The sequence below is a fragment of the Pseudoflavonifractor sp. An184 genome (assembly GCF_002160305.1).
Lineage (GTDB): Bacteria > Bacillota > Clostridia > Oscillospirales > Oscillospiraceae > Lawsonibacter > Lawsonibacter pullicola.
Genome location: NZ_NFKI01000023.1, coordinates 25,051 through 43,963, shown reverse-complemented (window position 1 = coordinate 43,963; position 18,913 = coordinate 25,051). Strand labels below are relative to the sequence as shown.

The window sequence follows — 18,913 nt, the reverse complement described above, 5'->3', positions numbered from 1 at the left end:
TAAGAGGTGAAATCAAATGGACAACAGCGGCGAAGTAGCCGATCTAATGGTAAAAGAAAGCATTCAAATCACTGAGGCCGCCATCAAAATGCTGGCCGGAGGCAGCAAAAATCTGGCTGCTTTTCTGCTGGCACTCTCCCGAGACGATAAGAAGCTGTACGGCAAAACCAACATGAAGAAGCTGCTGAAAATGGACCGGGGGCTGGCCGTTTTTCATATTCGGGAGGAGGACTTGGACGACTTTCGAGAGTACGCCAAGAAACAGGTGCTGTTTGCCGCCGTCAAAGACATCCGTTCCTCCAACGGCATTGTCAGCCTTGTGACAAACAGTGACTATGTGCCCCTGGTCAACCGCTATCTGGAGCTCCGGGGCTATCCGGCTCCCGTTCAGGAACAGGAGGCCAGCACGACAAAAAAAGCCGTCCGCCGCGTTCCGCCAGAGCCCTCCTCACTACAGCGCGGGAATGGCTGGACAGTCAGGCAGAGAACGGATATGGAGACGATTACTGATAAGCCATCTGTCCGGGCGAGGCTGGCTGGCCTCCGGGCCGCGTCGGAGAGTATGAGGGAGGGCAGCCCCAGACAAAGATCCCCACAGCAGACCAAGTAAACATCACAGCAGGAGGAATTGAAAATGGCCAATTTGGAAGAAATCATTGCGGAAAAGACTCAGCAGGATACCCAGTGGCGGGAGCAGCGCCAGGCGGACCGGGAAAATATCGTCGCCATGCAGGACGCTGGAATCGTAGAGATCACCAGCAATCCGGAGATGTATGTGAAGTACCTGGATATGCAGGGGGACAACCCCGCATACAGCGTGGGCAATATCGCTCTGGTTATGTTCCAGGACCCGGAGGCCACTGTGTTTGGGACGCCGGAGCGCTGGAAAACCCTTAACCGCAGCGTCATGGACCTGGAGCGAGGAAAGGGCGTAAAAATCTTTGCCCGAAACACTCTGGGCCGGGGATACCGGCTCACGGACGCTTACGATATTCGCCAGACTGCGGGACGGGACATGAAGAAAATCCAGCTTCAGGAGGACACCAAGGAAATGAGTATCGCCCTTCGTACGATTCTTAACTACTCCGTTGTCCCAGTGACCACCGACCACGAACTGCCTGTGGCGGCCTATTACGACAGCAAAAACATGGAACTGGCCGTCAACCCGTCCTTCTCGGACAGTGAAGCGTTTTCCGCCATTGCCGCAGAAGTAGCACATTCCCGCATCCACGCCAAGGGGGTAAACACGGCCTACTCGCGCCAAGAGGTCGATTTGGATGCTCAAAGCATTTCCTACATCCTCTGCCGGAGGTATGGTGTGAAATGCGCCACCCCGGACCTTTCCCGTCTGGCAGACCTGTATGACGGCTGGGAAGCTCCGGACCGAAGATATGCTCTGGACCAGATTCAGAACATGAGCAAGCAGTTTGGCGGTACCATTGAGCGGGACATCACTCCCCAGCAGAGAGGCCGCATTCCGCCGCAACGACATATGAGATAAGACCAGAGGCCGGGAGTGTTTCCCCTTAGAGGAGGGTAATCCACCAGCCGTTCCCTGTCAAGGCCGCAAAAATTGCTTCGCAATTTTTGCGCGAGCCGCCCAGTCTGCGAACTGGGCGGGCCTTGACTGGGACCGTCCGGCGGATTGTTCTGTCTCCAAGGGGAGAACACCCCCAAAGCCGCCTGACGGCGGCTTTGCCTCACTGGGAGGCGGGGGCTTTCCGGAAGGCGGCGCGGGGGGAACGCTCCCGCCGCTGTACAATTATGCAGCGGCCCGTAAAACGGCCCTCAATTTGAGGGACATTTTCACACCAGGTTTCCCATTGTTTGTCTTTCGGCGGCGTGTTATAATAAATTATCCTTTTCATTTCTTTTTTACAGGCAGGTGAGCTTATGACTGAAAAAGCTCTTTTAGACCGCATTGACGCTTACGCGCAGGTCATCCGAGAGCACCGCCCTCTGACCCCAAATGAGGTGAAGGAACTGGACGCCTATTTCCGCATTGGCACCACCTACACCTCCAACGCACTGGAGGGCAACTCCCTGACTCTCTCTGAGACCAAGGTGCTTCTGGAGGATGGGATCACCATAGGCGGTAAACCCATCCGGGACTGCTACGAAGCCACGGGGCACGCCAGGGCCTACGACTATATGCTGGAAATCGCCAGAGGAGGGCCGCTGCAATTCCGGGAGGAAGATATTCTCCGCCTTCACGCCCTGTTCTACGGCGGTATCGATCCGGACCATGCCGGGCGCTACCGGGAGGACCAGGTATTTATCACCGGCACGGAGTATATCCCACCCACGGCGGATGAGGTGCCCGGCCTTATGGCCGAACTGGTGGAGGATCTGAACCAACGGAAAAACGACACACATCCGGTCCTGCTGGCCGCCTATGCCCACCGGCGGCTGGTGGACATCCATCCGTTTCAGGACGGCAACGGACGTACCGCCCGGCTCCTGATGAATCTGATCCTAGTGAATAAGGGCTACTGTGTCGTCTCCATCCCGCCTGTCCTGCGTCACGATTATATCACTGCCCTCCAGCAGGCCCAGCGGAGCCGCAATCCTAGCGACGCGGCCTTTTTCCAGCTGATTTGTCAATGCGAGCTGGAGGCCCAAAAAGATTACTGCCGAATGTTTCGCATCAAGCTCCCAGAGCAAAGCAGGAACAACCCCACGCGATAATTTCATCCATTGAATGCGCTGCTTCCCAAATATTTTGGGAGGCAGCTTTTTTTGTAAAAACTTCCCTCAATTTGAGGGACATTTAGAAAGGACTGGCGTATTTGAATGTTTTAGTGGTAGAACCCGGCTATGCCCCATACGAGAAGGAAATCAATGGACTTCAAGAAATGCAGGAAGTAGTCGGCGGCTTGATCCAGGCCATCTATCCCTTCCAGGAGCCGGTGGCAGTGGTCTGCAATGATGAGGGACTTCTCCTCGGTCTGCCTTTCAATCGCAGTATGGACGGCGGGTATGGCGGCGTGTGCGGCACCTTCTTTATCTGTGGCCTGGGGGAGGAGAATTTTTGCTCTCTGACTTCGGAACAGATTCAGACTTACAAGGAAAGATTCTCCCGTGCGGAGCTTCTGATTGGAGTAAACGGCAATGAACCTATCACCCTAAAGGTCACGCCGCGGATCAAAAATGGACCATCCAAACAGCGGGAGCCCCCTGAGCCTTTTGTAAGATAATCTTTCTTTCAAGATGGTGAAATACAGTTGTCTCTCTGCCAGGAAATGTTCCTCAATTTGAGGGGAGTTTCCGGGCTATTTTATTTAAGGAGGAGATGATCCCACATGAAAAAACGAGTTGCACCCATCATTGCGGTGGTGATAGTTGTCTATACCATGGCCTGCCCGGCCCTGGCCGCCGAGGCGTCTCCATCCGCCGCGCCCGCTGTCCTGTACCCTACGGAGGTGCTGGAGTACACGGCGGGAGACCTGGATGAACTTCGCATCAGCAAAACCTACGAACTCTCTCCGCTGGATGACCCGGCGCAGATCCCCACAGAGGATTTTGAACGCTCTGGCCTCCACTATACCTTATTGGATATTATCAAGGAGGACCAGACGGAGACGGACAGCAAGTATTACACAGAGACCGTGACCTTGGACAGCGACAGCAAGGATATGGAGAAGATCATGCCCCTGCTGGCCGCTACCTGTGAGGCCACCACGGAGGACGGCTATACTGGCGTCCTTACCCTGGACACGGCCAGCATCCAAGTGGAGGCGTCTGACTATGGCACATCCACGCGGAACGTCTCCGCCACCCGCAGCTACCCCAACCTCTCCGAGGCAGATGTGTCCCTGGTGCCAAAGTCCATCCAGGACAGCGGGCGCACCCTCACTTTGGCAGATGTGGATTGGCAGGAGGCCGGGGGATTTTATAACGCCACCGCCACCTATACCGGCACTGCCACCAGCCAGTATGCTACCGGCTACACCGTCACAGCAGACTACACCGGGGAAGTGACCAAGACCACCAGCGGCATTGTCCGCTACACCGCCGTCTTTGGCCTGACGGAGGAGCAGGAGAAAAACACGGAGATCCCCCAGCCAGACATGGCAGGCGGATTTGACTGGCGCTGGCTGCTGATCCTGCCCGCCGGGGCGGGAACTGTGGGCCTGGTGGTCCTGGGCCGGTTCCTGCTTCAAAAGTATAAGTCGAAAAAGGAGTGGAAGGAGTACAACAAATGAAATGGAAAGCCCTTTGCCTGACGGCCGTTTTGCTGGCGGCGGCCTGCATTACCCCCGTTGGGGCCCTGGAGTACACCATGGATGCTCCAGACGATTACCTGTTCGCCCGGCCCACCAGCGACGATACCATCTATGAGTGGGAGGACCCCAACGTGGACCGGAGCAAGAACGTGGCCCTGGTCCCACCCGGTTTCGGCACGCCTACCAGCTATCTGCCCGGCTCCGGAACAGCCCTGACCCCCAATCTGGTGCCCGGTGCTCTGGACGGCGGCGGTCTGGTCTCCCAAGTAGGGGTCGTTACCTATCCTACCGTAGATACGGGCTCCGGATGGACCGGAACCACCTCCACAGGATGGACGGACGTGACCAGCGACCTCTACTACTCCGGCGGTTACCTGGGCACGCTGAAAATCCCCTCTATTGATTTGTCCGTGAAGGTGTACCAGGGCACCGACAGCTCTACCCTGATGAAAGGTGCTGGGCACTTCAAAGATACCAGTATATGGGATGGAAATGTGTGTATCGCCGGACACAACCGGGGCGTCCGGGATGACTTTGGTGACCTGCACACTTTGGACCCAGGGGATACCATTACCTGGACCACCAAGCTGGGGACGCGGACTTATGAGGTAGTGTCGGTGGAAAAGGTGCTGGAGACCGACACCAGCGGCATTGCCGCCACCACGGACAACCGCCTGACTCTGTTCACCTGCGTCCGGGACCAGCGTGCCTACCGCTGGCAGGTGCAGGCGGTAGAAGTCTGAAAGGAGGAAGAATTTACATGTTGAAACACCTGAAACACCACTGGAAACGGACGGTCTCCGGTCTCATGGCCCTGGTCATGGCGGCGGGGATGCTGCCAGTCAACGGTTTAGCGGCAGAGGTGCCCGAGCCTGCGGCAAAAACGCAGGCAGAAGCGGCCTATGCCCCCACGGGAAACTTTGAACTGGCCCCGGCCGGAACCACCGCCTGGAACGGCGGGGAGGAGCCCATGACTGTCTACTCCAGCCAGGCTGGGACCACCCAGGAGGCAGAGATCCCAGCCGGAGAGCCCTTTGCCCTGCTGGAAGATGGAGACAGCCGCCTGAAGATCGGTTATTCCGAGGGCGGCTGGACCGGCGGCACTCTGGAGGACACCGGCTGGGTGGACAAGGACGGCATCCTGGTCAACCTGCCCGACCTGATCCCCAGCATCGCCTATGTCCGGGAGGACGCGGAGAAAATATTTAACTCCCGTCTGACCCGATTTGAGTATGTCATCCCCTGTCCCTACGGGGAGGCGGAACGCCTGGCCCAGCTCCAGGAGGAGGCTATGGAAGGCGGAGAGACCCTACTGGTTCGCATGGAGGGTCAGACTGTGACCGTCAGCCGGGCCACAGGCGACCCCGCCAGCTTGAAAACATACAGCCTGGACGGGGAGACCTACCGAAAATATGAAAAGTGGACGGAGAGCGCTCCGGCGGACAGCGGCATTTCCGCCTACCAGGTGCCCTATGAAATTTCTACGGTTTACAGTGCGGACCCAAGCTTCACACTGGGGATGTTCGCACCCCAGACTTCCAAGCCCAACCGTGCTCCGTCCAATGTCACACCCACCGGAGACGTGGGCGCTTACAACCCCGGCAGCCCCGGCGGACAGAAGCCCCACACCTCCAACGTGGCCTGGGCCATCGACCCGGAGCGGACATTTTTGCGCTTCACCCTGGTGGAATTTCCGGGCGGCGTGGTCACCGACCTGAATACCATGGACTGGAATACCTGGCATGTGGTGGGCACGCCCCTGAACGTAGTATGGAGCAACGGCTGGTCCGCGGACCAGTGCCGCAGCGACGTCACCTGGTACAACTCCAGCGCTATGCACTATAACGCCATGGGCGCCAACGCTCCCCAGCTTATGGCCGGTTCCTCGGTGAGCAATGGCGTTTACTCCTATGACGCCACGGTAGGTTACAACCAGCGGTGGGTAACCACCGCCGATGAGTTCCAGTCGGAAACCGGAATTACCAACGAGCAGAAGGAGCAGATGTTCCACCTGAACTCCGATTCCTGGTCCACTGGCTGGCTCAACGGGGACTATACCTCCATGTGGGGCACCGACGCCCAGTCCGTCACCCCCGGAAACCTGTATCAGGTGTATGAGGCCAACGACGCCTTCCTGTATCTCCTGGGCCGCCTGACCGAGACTGACAACCACTCCGGCGGCTCCAACCCCGGCTGGAGTGAAGATGAGGCCATGGAGAAGTGGTCTGAATATGTCAAGGACAAGGACGGCAATCTGCGGACCAAGTACCGGATCATTGTGGAGACCGGCATGATCCTCCGGGACCCGGACGGCGGCCGCCGGGCCTATACTCTGCGGGACATGATGGCCTACTCTCTCTACAACAACGAGGCGTCCCAGCAGTATAACCTGATCTGGGACCAGTCCTCCACCACCGTCAACATGGCCCAGTGGATGCGCCAGGCCAAGGAGCAGTTCCTGGAGTATCCTCTGGACGAGAATGGCACCCCCACCGGGGAGGAACTGGTTTCCACCAACGGCTTTGCCGAGTGCGACAGCTATGTGGATACCATTCAGTATGCCCGCCCCATCCGAGATACAATTTTCTCCGAGCAGCGGAGTTTTGGACTCCATATTTTTAGCCCTTTTAACTTTGAGCATGACACGCCGGATGAGCCGGACCCTGATCCCGACCCGGCCCCGGAACCTGAACCTGAACCCGACCCAGGCCCCGGCACCAGCATCAAAATCACCAAGCTGGAGGAAGGGACGACCCTGGGCCTGGAGGGGGCCGTGTTCAAAATCACTGCTCCGGACGGCTCCACTGTGGGCAGTACCTATACCACTGGCTCGGACGGAACGGTGACTGTCCAGCTGAACCAGACCGGCCACTTCACCGTGGAGGAGCTCACCCCGCCGAAATGGTACTTGAAAGGGGAAAACAGCACCCAGCACGTCAATGTGACAGCGGGGCAGATGGCCGAGCTGACCTTCACCAACAAGCCATACGGCAATCTTCGGGTGGAGAAGTACAGCGACACCGGCGAGCTGCTGGAGGGTGTAACCATCCAAATCAAGAATCTGGAGACTGGGGAGACCCAGTCCGGCCAGACTGGGCCGGACGGCTCCATTGAGTTTACGGAACTGGCCCCCGGCGGCTACGAGGTGCGGGAGATCTCCGGCATCCCCGGCTGGCAGGCCGATGTGGAGACGGTAAAGACCGCCACGGTGGTATCCGGCGAGACTTCTACAGCCTATTTTATCAACCAGGAGCTGCCCGGCCTGCGGATCACCAAGTATGACCGGACGAGCAAGGAACTGTTAAGTGACATTATATTCAGTATCTGGAGAGACGGCGAGTACCTGGGCGATTATGAGACGGACAGCTCAGGTGAAATCCTGCTCACCGACTGTCAGCCGGGTACTTACCGGGTGGAGGAGAAGCAGAGCGACGATGCTCACATTACCATCACAACACCCCAAGAGTTGGAGCTGAAGGCTGGGGATGGCATCAAGGAGCTGGTTTTCTTTAACGACCTGAAGCCGGGAATCCATTTGACGAAGGTGGACAGCGCCGACCTCTCCAAACCAATCGCCAACGCCCGTTTCCGGATTGAAGCGGTGGACGGCTCCTGGGGCCCCGAGGAATATACGACCTCGGAGGATGGGACCATTGACCTCAGCAAGCTCCCTGTGGGTGCTTATGTGGTGACAGAACTGGAGTGTCCGGGCTATGTGATTGATGACGCCCAGCGGATCATCCACCTGGACCCCAACGAAAATGCGGAATTTGTGTTCACCAACAGCAAGCTGCCCTCCCTCACCCTCACCAAGACCAGCTCGGACGGCACCCCCCTGGCGGGCGTCACCTTTCGCCTGGCCAAGGTGGAGGACGGTGGACACTACCTGGACCGCACCACTGGGCCGGACGGGACCATCACCTGGGAGGGGCTGGAGCCCGGCTCCTATTCCCTGGTGGAAACCGCCACGGTGTCGGATCACATTTTGGACGCCCGGGAGCACCACATCCAGCTTTTCCCCGGCAGGGACAGCACCATTGACCTGGAAAATGACCGCCGGCCCAATTTGACGGTAGTGAAACGGGACGCCGACAGCGGCGCTCCGATTGCAGATACCGTCTTTCTTGTGGAAGCGGCAGACGGACACAGCGTGGACGAGATCAAGACTGGGCCGGATGGAAAGGCCGTTTTGGAGAATTTACTACCCGGCGTGTACGAAATCTCCGAAAAGTCGGTGCCGTCCCCTTATTTGATGGACGCGGAGCCCCAGCTCGTCACCCTCTATCCCAACCGGGACCACACCGCCTATTTTGAAAATCATAAGGCGCCCACCATCGAGATCATCAAGGAAAATTCTATCACCCATGAGCGGCTAAGCAATGTTCGTTTCCAAGTCTGGTATGCCAGCAACGACACGGAGACCGGCGAATACAACGACTTGGGCGTGTTCACGACAGACGAGAACGGCCGCATTGAACTGACCGGTCCGGACAACGGCCTGCGGGACGGCTGGTTCCGGGTGAAGGAACTGGAACCGCCCGCCGGATTCTCCATCAAGGACAGCGACACCCAGGAGGCGTTCGTGCAGGCCGGGAAGGGCCATACATTTCTGTTTGAAAATACCCCCCTGTCGGCGTTGGTGGTGTATAAACGGGACAGTGTGACGGGGGCTGCCCTTCCCAACTGCCGTTTCCAGCTCAGCTACCTAGGCGGCAGCACCTCCGGCACCGGCGGCACGGTCATCGGGACCTATGTGACTTCGGAGAACGGCTCCTTCACCGTCACCGGCCTCAAAGCGGGCTATTACATTTGCGAGGAGTTGGAGAGCGACGGGGCTCACGTTATCGACAGCGCGCCTCAGTCCTTCTACATCTCCGGCGAGGACCAGGACATTGTAACCCTCTATTTTGGCAACGCGCCCAAGGGGGCCGTTTTAGTCAAGAAGGTGTCGGCCAGCGATAACAGCCCCCTGAGCGATGTGGAGTTTTTTGTGACCACGGCGGACGGGGCCGTGGTGGGCGACGCCAACGGCAAGTTTGTGACGGACTCCGCCGGTTCTTTCCTGGTGGAAGGCGTGGAGCCGGGCACCACGCTGGTCATCAAAGAGACCAGGGCAAAGCCCGGCTACCTGCTGGACAATACCCCCCAGACTGTTCAGGTGAAAGAGGGCCAGACCGTCACGGTGGAGTTCCGCAACCAGCCCTTGGGTAATCTGGTGATTGAGAAGTGGGGGCGGAATGGCACGAGCACCGTCCCGCTGGAGGGCGTCAAATTCGAGGTCAAATACGCCAACGGACAGTATGTGGACGCCGCCGGAGGCACACTGTCCTCCAATGGCCTCTATTACACCGATTCCACAGGGAAGATCACCCTGTCCGGGCTCACCGGCACCGTCATCGTGACGGAACTGGAGAGCGTGGAGGGCTATACCATCGACCCGGACAGCCAGAGCCAGACCGTCACCATCAACCCCAACGACACCCAGACGCTCCGTTTTTATAACGATGCCGTGGGCGGTGCAGAGTTGACAAAGGTGAGCGAGGCGGACAAGTCTGAGACGATTCCGGACGTTACCTTTGAAATTCGCCGGGTGTCGGATGACGCCCTGGTGGACACCGTGACCACCGGGCGAAACGGTAAGGTCTATATTTCTCTTGAGGCCGGCAATTACTACGCCGTGGAGACCGACTGCCCGGACACATTCCGGCTGGACCCCACGCCCGTCTACTTTACCGTGGAGAAAAACAGGACCACCCCCCTCACCGTGACCAACGCGCCCATCTCCGGTATTCTGCTCCACAAAATTTCCACCGCGGACGGTGATGGTATCCCCGGCGTGTCCTTCATCCTGCACGACAGCAGCCACAACCCCATCGACCAGCAGACCACCGATGACCGGGGTTACGCCTGGTTCGAGGGCCTGACGGAGAGCGGCAGATACTATCTGCGCGAACTGGAAAACGAGGGCTATATCCCGGACACCCAACTCCGAACTGTTTATGTCAAGGCTGGGGAGACCACGCTGGTGGAGTGGGAAAATACCCCCATCACCGGGCAAATCCAGATCATCAAGCGGTCCGCTGACTATAACCCCACCACCGGCCTGCCTGCGGGCACCCTCCTGGAGGGGGCCGTGTTTGAAATCTACGACAAGGCCGGGAACGCGGTGGACACCATTCGTTCCGACAGCCGGGGTCTGGCCGTGTCCAAGCAGCTCCCCCTCTCCCGCTATACTATCCGGGAGGTCAAGAGCCCGGACCACTACGGCGTCAATGAAGAGGTTCTGACGGCCTACTTGGAGTACGAGGGCCAGATCCTCCGCTTTGAGGTAACAAACAAGAGCCTGTCCACCGGCGTGTCCATCTCCAAAACAGGGCCCAAGGAGGTTGTCAGCGGCCAGCCGGTGCGCTACACCTTCTCCGGGATCGCTAACACCTCCAACGTCCGCCTTGACAGTTTTTACTGGCGCGATACCCTGCCCGCCCAGGTCCGGCTGGAGCAGGTGGTGACGGGCACCTACAACTTCCCCGGCACCTATAAGATCGTCTACAAGGTCAACGGGACCGGGGACTACCGCACGCTGGCGGATAACCTCTCCACCAGCCAGAACTACACTTTGGCCGCATCCTCCGTGGCCCTGGGCCTTGCCGCCAATGAGCGCGTGACTGAGATCATGTTCGTATTCGGCCAGGCCCCAGCTGGTTTTGCCCAAGTGGAGGCCCCCGTGGTCCACTGTACCGCCATCAATGGCCTGGCAGCAGGAAGTTCCTTTGTCAATGTGGCCGATGTGGGCGGCGTCTACAACGGCCAGTGGGTTCAGGCAGTAACTCGTTGGGTCACAACGGTGTACGGCAAGCCGGAGCCCCTTCCCAGAACAGGCTATTAAACTAAAATCCCGAAGCGTCGAAACTTCCCTCAACTTGAGGGGAGTTTCGGCGCTCCCTTTTGGAAGGAGAAACGTATGCCAGACTATCAAGCCGTTTTAAGCGGCCATGAGATCAGCAGGAAAATCGTTGACCTGTTGGAGGTCGTTTACCCCATCCAATACAACGGGCACAGACGGGCCCGCTATCTGCGGAATATCAACGACCATATCCAAGGCCGGAACGATTTACCCCTGGAGCCAATGCTGGAATGGACTGCAAGGGTGGAAAACGGAGCCTATGCCGAAAAGGTGGAGGCACTCCGTCAATCCATCCAAGCCTTTCAGACACAAAAGGCCCTGCTCACCCAGGCGTATGACAAGGGCCCCTCTGAGGACCGCTTTCCCTACAAGACCTTCGATGCCGGCCCTGGACAGTCCCTCAAAATCGTAGATCAAACGATTTATGACCAGGCGGCCCAGGCCGGGTTTCCCATCGGCTTTTTCCGGGACGCCTATTTTGACCATGTGACTCTCTACTGCATGCCGGACGGGGCCCTCTGCGCGGATTCTATCTTCCGGTCCTGCAAGTTCAACGTCTGCCGCCTAGTGGAAGTAGATGTACGGGACGCCAGCCTGTACGACTGTGAATTTCATTCCTGCCTGCTCCGTAACGTCCAGTTTCCCAATTCCTTTCTCTCCTGCACCCATTTTCGGGACTGCGACCTGCAATCTCTCTCCCTGACCAATACCCACCTGCGCCGGTGCAATATAATAGACTGCACCGTGAAGCGGCTGGACTTCCTGGGGGCCGCCCTGGACGGGTGCTCCTTCGGCCGGATCATCCGCGGGACTGACAGCACTGTGCTCCATCTGGACACCGCCGCCATCACCCAGAGCGGAGCCACGGCGGAGGAGTGCGCCCGAAATCGGGTGGCTATCTTTCAAGCTCTAGGGGTACAGGCCCCGGAACATCACCCGGCCAAGCGTAGACAGCCGCCCATGCCGGGACGGTGAGGAGGTAGCTCCATGCACAAGAACAACACCGCGAGCCCGGTCCTGTGGGCGGTACTCGCCCTGCCGGTCCTCTATCTGGCGGCGCTCCTGGCTTCCGGCTATGAGGAGGGCATGACCGTTTTTGATCTGATGGGTCGTTTCAGTGAATTGCTGGGACGGCCCTTTGCCATCCATTGGACAGAGTACACCCTGAAATTTATGCTGGCGGCCCTGCTGGTGTATGGCTTCACCGTGGTCCTGTACCTCTCCACCAGAGAAAACCGGAGGCCCGGTGAGGAACACGGCTCCGCCAAATGGGGCAACCCGAAGCAGCTCAACGCCAAGTACCGGGATAAGGACCCCTTCCAGAACACCATCCTGACCCAAAATGTCCGCATGGGGCTCAATGGGAAGATTCACCGGCGCAACCTCCTGCAAATTGTCATCGGCGGCTCCGGCGCGGGCAAGACCCGCTTTTTTGTCAAGCCGAACCTTATGCAGGCAAATTGCAGCTTCCTGGTCACGGACCCCAAGGGGGAGACCATGCGGGCCGTGGCCCCACTGCTTCTGGAACGGGGCTATGTTATCAAGGTCTTTGACCTGATCGACACAGGCCGCTCCGACGCATTTAATCCCTTTCCCTATCTGAAGGACGATAAGGACGCTATGAAGCTGGTGAATAATCTCATTAAAAATACCACGCCCAAAAACGCCTCCAACAGCGACCCCTTCTGGGAGAAGTCCGAAATTGCCCTGGACACCGCCCTGATCCTCTACCTGCTCCATGAGGCTCCGCCAGAGGAGCAGAACTTTGAGATGGTCATGTATATGATCGAAAACGGCGGGGCCAGGGAGGACGACGATGATTTTCAGTCCCCCTTGGATATGCTCTTTGAAGCCCTGGAGGAAGAGGAACCGGACCACGTGGCCGTGCGGGAGTATAAAATTTTTAAGCAGGCGGCCGGCAAGACGGCCAAGTCCATCCTGATCTCCGCCGCTGTCCGGCTCTCAGCCTTCATCCTGCCTCAGATCACCCGTATCACCTCACAGGACGATATGGAACTGGGGCTCATGGGGGAGCGCAAGCAGGCCGTGTTTGCTATTATCCCAGACAATGACGGCACATTTAACTATTTAGTAGGCATGCTCTACACCTGTGCCTTTCAGGCCCTATACTATCAGGCCGACAAGGTACACCAAGGAGCCTTGCCCGTCCCTGTCCGTCTGATGATGGACGAGTTCTGCAATGTCTCCCTGCCGGATGACTTTGGAAAACTCCAAGCCACTATGCGTTCCCGAAATATCATGTCCACCATCGTGCTCCAAAATATCTCCGCCCTCAAGGCCCTGTTCAAAGATGATTGGGAGGGGCTTTTGGGCAACGCCGACACGCTGGTGTATCTCGGCGGGAACGAGCAATCCACCCATAAATATATTTCCGAGCTTCTGGGCAAGGAGACCCTGGACACCCGCAACCGCAGCGTGTCCAGAGGGTCCCACGGCTCCAGCTCCGTCAGCTATCAGCAGACTGGCCGGGAGCTGATGACCCCCGACGAGGTGCGGACCCTGGACAATGACTATGCCCTGCTGTTTATCCGGGGTGAGCGGCCCGTCATGGACAAAAAGTACGACATTCTGAAACATCCAAACATCAAGCTGACGGAGGACGGCGGAGCCGCGCCCTACGTCCACCGCCCCGGCCTGACTTATGCCCAGGCTGACCTGTCCATGCCGTTTGAGAGCCTGGACTATATTGAAATCTTGGAATGAGAGGTTGATTTTTATGTTGAACAAGAAGAATACCCAGTTGGAGACCATGTGCCAGCGGCGGACCAGAACGGCCCGCCGTTTCTATTTCTCCGCTGTGCTCATGCTGGCCTTATGCACCGCCTTGGCCTGTCCGGCCCTGGCTGCCGACACCGACCCCCTTACCATTGTCAACAATCTCAGCGACTTCATTTTTTCCTGTATCAAGGCCATCGGTGTGATCGTGCTGGGCTGGGGCATCGTCCAGCTGGGCATGTCCATCCAGTCCCATGACGCCTCCCAGCGCACCCAGGGAATCCTCTGCGTGTTCGGCGGCCTGCTGATCGCTTTTTCCAAGGAAATTTTGTCCGCTATCGGCGTGGTGTGACCTGCCATGCGGAAGTGCAACAAAATTATTTTCTGTGACAGGACGCAGTTTGGAGCCAGGAAAATCATCGTCCAGATGCCGAATGACCAGTTCCATATACGCTCCTATTTTGACTGTTTCAGGCGTGAGGCGATCCACAAGGTCCGGGAGACAGGCTTTGACAAGAAGATGGGGTTGCAATTCGATCAGCCACTCCCTCAGAAGAAACGGAGGGATTCCTGCCATGAGCGATAATTGGGTGGTACAGGCTCTGCAATCGGCGTTTGGTATCTGGAACGACAAGTTGACCGAGATATGGTCCCTGATTACCACCACGCCCCAAGAGTTCCATGGCGGTGATATTTGGAACGCCATCGTCGGGATCAACGAAGGCCTGAAGGCAATCGGCTATGGCCTGTTGGTTCTCTTCTTCGCTATGGGTGTGTTTCAATCTGCGGCCAGCTTCCGGGACTTGCAGCGGCCAGAATATGCCCTTCGGCTTTTTATCCGCTTTATTGCCGCCAAGGTGGCAGTCAGCTCTGCCATGGAGATTATGACCACAATTTTCTCGATTTGCGGCGGCGTGGTCCAGTCCGTAATGGACGGCGTGGGCGGAATGGCTACCGCCGGAGTCAGCGTGCCACAGGACATGGTGGATGCCATTGAGAACGTGGGCTTCCTGGCCAGCATCCCCCTATGGTTGGTAGCCATGTTGGGAAACCTGTTCATCACCATCTTATCCTTCATCCTGATTATGACGGTTTACGGGCGATTCTTCCGCTTGTATATTTACACTGCACTGGCTCCCATCTCTCTGGCGGCTTTTGCTGGGGAGGGAACCAGCTTCGCCGGCAAGCAGTTCATCAAGTCCTATATCGGCGTGTGTATGGAGGGGGCTGTGATCGTTCTGGCCTGCCTCATTTTCTCCGCCTTCATGTCCAGCGGTTCCCCGGTCCTGGACACCACCCTGACCCCTGTGGTCATGGCCTGGCAGTACATCGGGGAGACCATCTTCAACATGCTGGTCCTGGTGGGCCTGGTCAAGGGTGCGGAACGGATTGTAAAGGAGTTGTTTGGCCTGTGAATATGAAAGAGCATGGCTCAATCTAATGCCGATACAAAAAACTCCCCTCAAATTGAGGGGAGTTTCCGCAAGAGCAAGAGAAAGCGACTATTCATCTCTTGCTTGTTGATTGATTTTAATGTGGGGCATACCGTCTTTGACTTCAAAGCTGATCTGGTCCGTCCGGTAGCCCATAGCCTCTGCCCACCGGCTCTGTTCCACGATGGACTGCATGATGCGCTTTTCCTCCAGATGTTCGATCAGTTTGGGCCCCACCCAACGGAAAACTGTTATCAGCACCAATCCGGCCAGAATCGCCCGGTATAGGAGCTGGTGCGCCGCCACCCATTCAGGAAAGATCAGGTTCGCGCAGGCCAGGTAGATCAATACGGGCATGAGCTTTAGCTTCACCAGAATACAGAACACCAGCTGGATCAGAAACAGGGCAAGGAAGAAGAAAAACATCTGCTGTGCCAGCGTCAAATTCAGGAACATAGTAGAAACCTCCTTTATTTGTTTTGAAATGTGCGGTTTTCCCTATCAATATTATCTCATATTCCAAAAAACGTGTCAAAAAATCCAAATTTTGAGGTGACGGAAATATATGGAGATCAAGATTCCAAAGGAAGTCCACCAGCACCGGGAGACCATCTTTTTCGGACTGTCCACCCGCCAGTTTCTGTGCTCCGTCCTGGCAGTTGGCGCGGCGGTAGGCGTCTATTTTGCCCTCAAAGGCATCGTGGGCCAGGAGACCGCCAGCTGGCTGTGCATCCTGGCTGCGGCCCCCGTGGCCGTGACCGGCTTTTTCCGCTACAACGGCCTGACCTTTGAGCGGTTTGCCTGGGCCTTCTTCAAGTCCCAAGTCCTGTGCGCCGGTCCCCGTGTGTACCGGGCGGAAAATCTCTACCTCCAGGCCATGCCGGAGCAGAAGAAGGTGTGGGAGGCAGGGAAACGGACCTGAATCCAACGATTCGGCAGCTTTTTTTGACTGCGAGCATCCGGTCATAACGTAGCGGTGCTCCATAAAGCAGTCAGCGGCGAAAACTTCCCTCAATTTGAGGGGAGTTTCCACCGCTTTTCCGTTTCAGCTTAAATTGATTATGTTTCCGCGGAAAGGGGAGTGATATGCGGCGGATTGAAACGCCGGGGATCACGGCCTCTCTCTGCCAAAATCGAAGGAGGCTCCTATGACAAGACGATCTCTGCATCTTCCCCAAACCCCGGCAGCTGCCCAGTGGCTTCCGCCTGGCTCCGCCCCGGCCGGAGAGGAGGTGACCCGCTGTGCGTAAGACCCTCGCCGCGGCAAACCGGAGTGAACGGACCGGGTTTAAGATACCCCGGAGCGTTCAGCAGTCTATCCCCATCCAGCGTGTCTACCGGGACGGGATCTGGCAGGTCAACGGCAAGTACAGCCAGACCTGGCGCTTTTCCGACATTAACTACTCCCTGGCCTCCTATGAGGATCAGCGGGACATGTTTACGGCCTACTGTGGTGTTCTCAACAGCCTGCCCACCGACGCCGTGACCAAAATCACCATCCACAACCGCCGCCTCAACAGCTCCGACTTCCAGCACAGTGTCCTGATGCGGGAGTGCGGGGATGATCTGGACAAGTACCGCCGGGAATATAACCGGGTGCTCACGGAGAAGGCGGCGGCCAGCAACAACCTCATTCAGGACAAGTACATCACGGTCTCCGTGGCCCGCAAAAGTGCGGAGGAAGCCCGGGCCTTCTTCCACCGGGTAGATGCGGACCTGTCCAAGAATCTGGGACGCTTGGACAGCGGGGCCAAAATTCTGGACACCTATGAGCGGCTGAGAATCTTCCATGACTTTTTCCGGCCCGGGGAGGAGCAGTTCTATAAGTTCGATCTGGACGGAACCATGCGCCTGGGCCATAGCTTCAAAGACTACATCGCGCCGGATGGGATGAAGTTCCTCTCCGACCACTTCGAGCTGGGCGGCAAGGTAGGCCGGGTGCTGTTTATGCGGGGGTATTCCAGCTACATCAAGGATGACATGATAACCGGCATGGCCGACTTCCCCCGGACATTGGTGCTGTCCATTGACCTGCTCCCTGTCCCCACCGACGAGGCCGTGCGGGATGTGCAGTCCCAGATCATGGGGATCGAGAGCGACATTACCCGGTGGCAGCAGCGCCAAAATGCCAGGAACAACTTCACCGCCACGGTTCCCTATGAGCTGGAACAGCAGAGGGCGGAGACCAAGGAATTTCTGGATGACCTGAGCACCAGGGACCAGCGCATGGTCTATGCCAATGTGACCCTGCTCCACATGGCCGACACCCTGGACCAGCTGAACGCCGACACGGAGACCCTGCTCTCCAAGTCCCTATGTGACTTCTCCATCCTCCGCTATCAGCAGGAGGATGGATTGAACACCGCCCTGCCCTATGGCCTGCGGTCCATCGACGTGACCCGCACTCTGACCACTGAGGCCGCCGCCTCCCTGATGCCCTTCCGCGTCCAGGAGATTCAGGACATGGGGGGCATTTACTGCGGGATCAACGCCGTATCGAAAAATCTGCTGATCTGCAACCGCAAAAACCTCCTGAACCCTCACGGCTTCATTTTGGGGGTCTCCGGCTCCGGCAAGTCCTTTACCATGAAGGAGTTTATCACCTTCATCGCCCTGGCTACCCGGGACGATATTATCATCATCGATGCGGAACGGGAGTACGGGGAAACGTCCCGGGCCCTCCACGGGACTGTGCTGGAGCTCTCGCCCAACAGCCCCCACCACATCAACCCCCTGGAGATTGCCAGGGGCTACGGGATGGGGGAAAATCCCGTGGCTATGAAGTCCGAGCTGCTTATGAGCATCTGTGAACAGCAGATGGGCGAGGGCCAGCTGGGGGCCTTCCACAAATCCATCATCGACCGCTGCACCGCCAGCGTGTACCACGAGTTTATCAAGAGCGGCGGCAAGACCCGGCAGCCTACCCTCTTCGACTGGAGAAATGAGGTCAAGCGCCAGCCGGAACGGGAGGCCCAGGAGCTGGCCCTGGCCTCCGAGCTGTTCGTGGAGGGCTCCCTGAATATGTTCGCCCATGAGACCAATGTGGACATGGACAACCGGCTCATTGTCTTTGACCTCTACGAGATGGGGGAGCAGCTAAAGCCCACCGCTCTCAACGTGACCATGGAGACCATTCAAAACCGGGTGGCTACCAACCGCCTGGCGGGAAAATATACTTGGATCTTCGTGGACGAGGTGTATCTGTTCTTCAAATATTACTATTCCGCCCAATTCCTCTATAAGGCGTGGAAGCGGTTCCGTAAGTATGGCGCGGCGCTGACCGCCGCCACCCAGAACGTGGAGGAGTGCCTGCGCTCTGAGACTGCCCGGCTCATGTTCGCTAACAGTGAGTTTCTGGTGCTGCTGAATCAGGCCGCCACGGACCGAGCGGAGCTGGCCAAGCTGCTGAACATTTCCGAAAATCAAATGGGGTATGTTACCAACGTGGAAGCCGGACACGGCCTGCTCCGGGTGGCCGGCTCCATTGTTCCCTTTGCCAATGAGTTTCCCCGGACCGGGGAGCTGTACCAGCTTTGGAACACTACTCCCACAGACAAGTAAACCATGTCGAAACTCCCCTCAATTTGAGGGGAGTTTTGGCGCAATAAGGAGGA

Annotated in this window: 14 protein-coding genes; 13 read left to right on the top strand and 1 reads right to left on the bottom strand. The window is 57.6% G+C overall.

What is annotated here, in order from left to right; translation table 11 throughout:
- Positions 1-16 precede the first annotated feature (16 nt).
- The 11 genes from B5F19_RS09240 (at position 17) to B5F19_RS09185 (ending at position 15,281) form a co-directional block, all read left to right on the top strand.
- Positions 17-610 carry a PcfB family protein gene (locus tag B5F19_RS09240; protein WP_087289817.1) on the top strand — a complete coding sequence of 198 codons (594 nt, stop codon included), beginning with the start codon at positions 17-19 and terminating at the stop codon, positions 608-610.
- Positions 611-634: 24 nt separating this feature from the next.
- Positions 635-1,501 carry a hypothetical protein gene (locus tag B5F19_RS09235; protein WP_087289814.1) on the top strand — a complete coding sequence of 289 codons (867 nt, stop codon included), beginning with the start codon at positions 635-637 and terminating at the stop codon, positions 1,499-1,501.
- Positions 1,502-1,893: 392 nt separating this feature from the next.
- On the top strand, positions 1,894-2,688 hold the full coding sequence (locus tag B5F19_RS09230; protein ID WP_087289813.1) for a Fic family protein: 795 nt from the start codon (positions 1,894-1,896) through the stop codon (positions 2,686-2,688).
- Between the two features lie 101 nt (positions 2,689-2,789).
- Positions 2,790-3,197, top strand: coding sequence for a DUF3846 domain-containing protein (locus tag B5F19_RS09225; RefSeq protein ID WP_087289812.1), 408 nt, complete (start codon positions 2,790-2,792; stop codon positions 3,195-3,197).
- Between the two features lie 105 nt (positions 3,198-3,302).
- On the top strand, positions 3,303-4,205 hold the full coding sequence (locus B5F19_RS09220) for a hypothetical protein (RefSeq protein WP_087289811.1): 903 nt from the start codon (positions 3,303-3,305) through the stop codon (positions 4,203-4,205).
- Positions 4,202-4,969 (top strand): class D sortase, encoded by a 768-nt coding sequence (locus tag B5F19_RS09215; protein WP_087289810.1) that lies wholly within the window; start codon positions 4,202-4,204, stop codon positions 4,967-4,969. Before B5F19_RS09220 ends, B5F19_RS09215 begins: the two co-directional genes overlap by 4 nt.
- Before the next feature lie 17 nt (positions 4,970-4,986).
- Positions 4,987-11,112 carry a SpaA isopeptide-forming pilin-related protein gene (locus B5F19_RS09210; protein WP_242972766.1) on the top strand — a complete coding sequence of 2,042 codons (6,126 nt, stop codon included), beginning with the start codon at positions 4,987-4,989 and terminating at the stop codon, positions 11,110-11,112.
- A gap of 75 nt (positions 11,113-11,187) precedes the next feature.
- Positions 11,188-12,105: a pentapeptide repeat-containing protein gene (locus B5F19_RS09205; RefSeq protein WP_087289809.1), complete on the top strand. Its 918-nt coding sequence runs from the start codon at positions 11,188-11,190 to the stop codon at positions 12,103-12,105.
- Positions 12,106-12,117: 12 nt separating this feature from the next.
- The gene (locus tag B5F19_RS09200; RefSeq protein WP_087289808.1) at positions 12,118-13,854 is read left to right on the top strand and encodes a type IV secretory system conjugative DNA transfer family protein; all 1,737 of its coding nucleotides are present in this window, start codon (positions 12,118-12,120) and stop codon (positions 13,852-13,854) included.
- 13 nt (positions 13,855-13,867) lie between these two features.
- Entirely contained in the window at positions 13,868-14,218 is a 351-nt protein-coding gene (locus tag B5F19_RS09195) for a TrbC/VirB2 family protein (RefSeq protein ID WP_087289807.1), read from the top strand.
- 223 nt (positions 14,219-14,441) lie between these two features.
- The gene (locus B5F19_RS09185) at positions 14,442-15,281 is read left to right on the top strand and encodes a hypothetical protein (RefSeq protein ID WP_087289805.1); all 840 of its coding nucleotides are present in this window, start codon (positions 14,442-14,444) and stop codon (positions 15,279-15,281) included.
- An 87-nt stretch (positions 15,282-15,368) separates the two neighbouring features.
- Here B5F19_RS09185 and B5F19_RS09180 read toward each other — a convergent pair whose 3' ends face one another.
- Positions 15,369-15,755, bottom strand: coding sequence for a hypothetical protein (locus B5F19_RS09180; protein ID WP_087289804.1), 387 nt, complete (start codon positions 15,753-15,755; stop codon positions 15,369-15,371).
- A gap of 109 nt (positions 15,756-15,864) precedes the next feature.
- On the opposite strand from B5F19_RS09180, the gene B5F19_RS09175 reads away from it, so the two are divergent.
- On the top strand, positions 15,865-16,221 hold the full coding sequence (locus B5F19_RS09175) for a PrgI family protein (RefSeq protein WP_087289803.1): 357 nt from the start codon (positions 15,865-15,867) through the stop codon (positions 16,219-16,221).
- Between the two features lie 320 nt (positions 16,222-16,541).
- Positions 16,542-18,860: a DUF87 domain-containing protein gene (locus B5F19_RS09170; protein WP_087289802.1), complete on the top strand. Its 2,319-nt coding sequence runs from the start codon at positions 16,542-16,544 to the stop codon at positions 18,858-18,860.
- Positions 18,861-18,913: the final 53 nt, after the last annotated feature.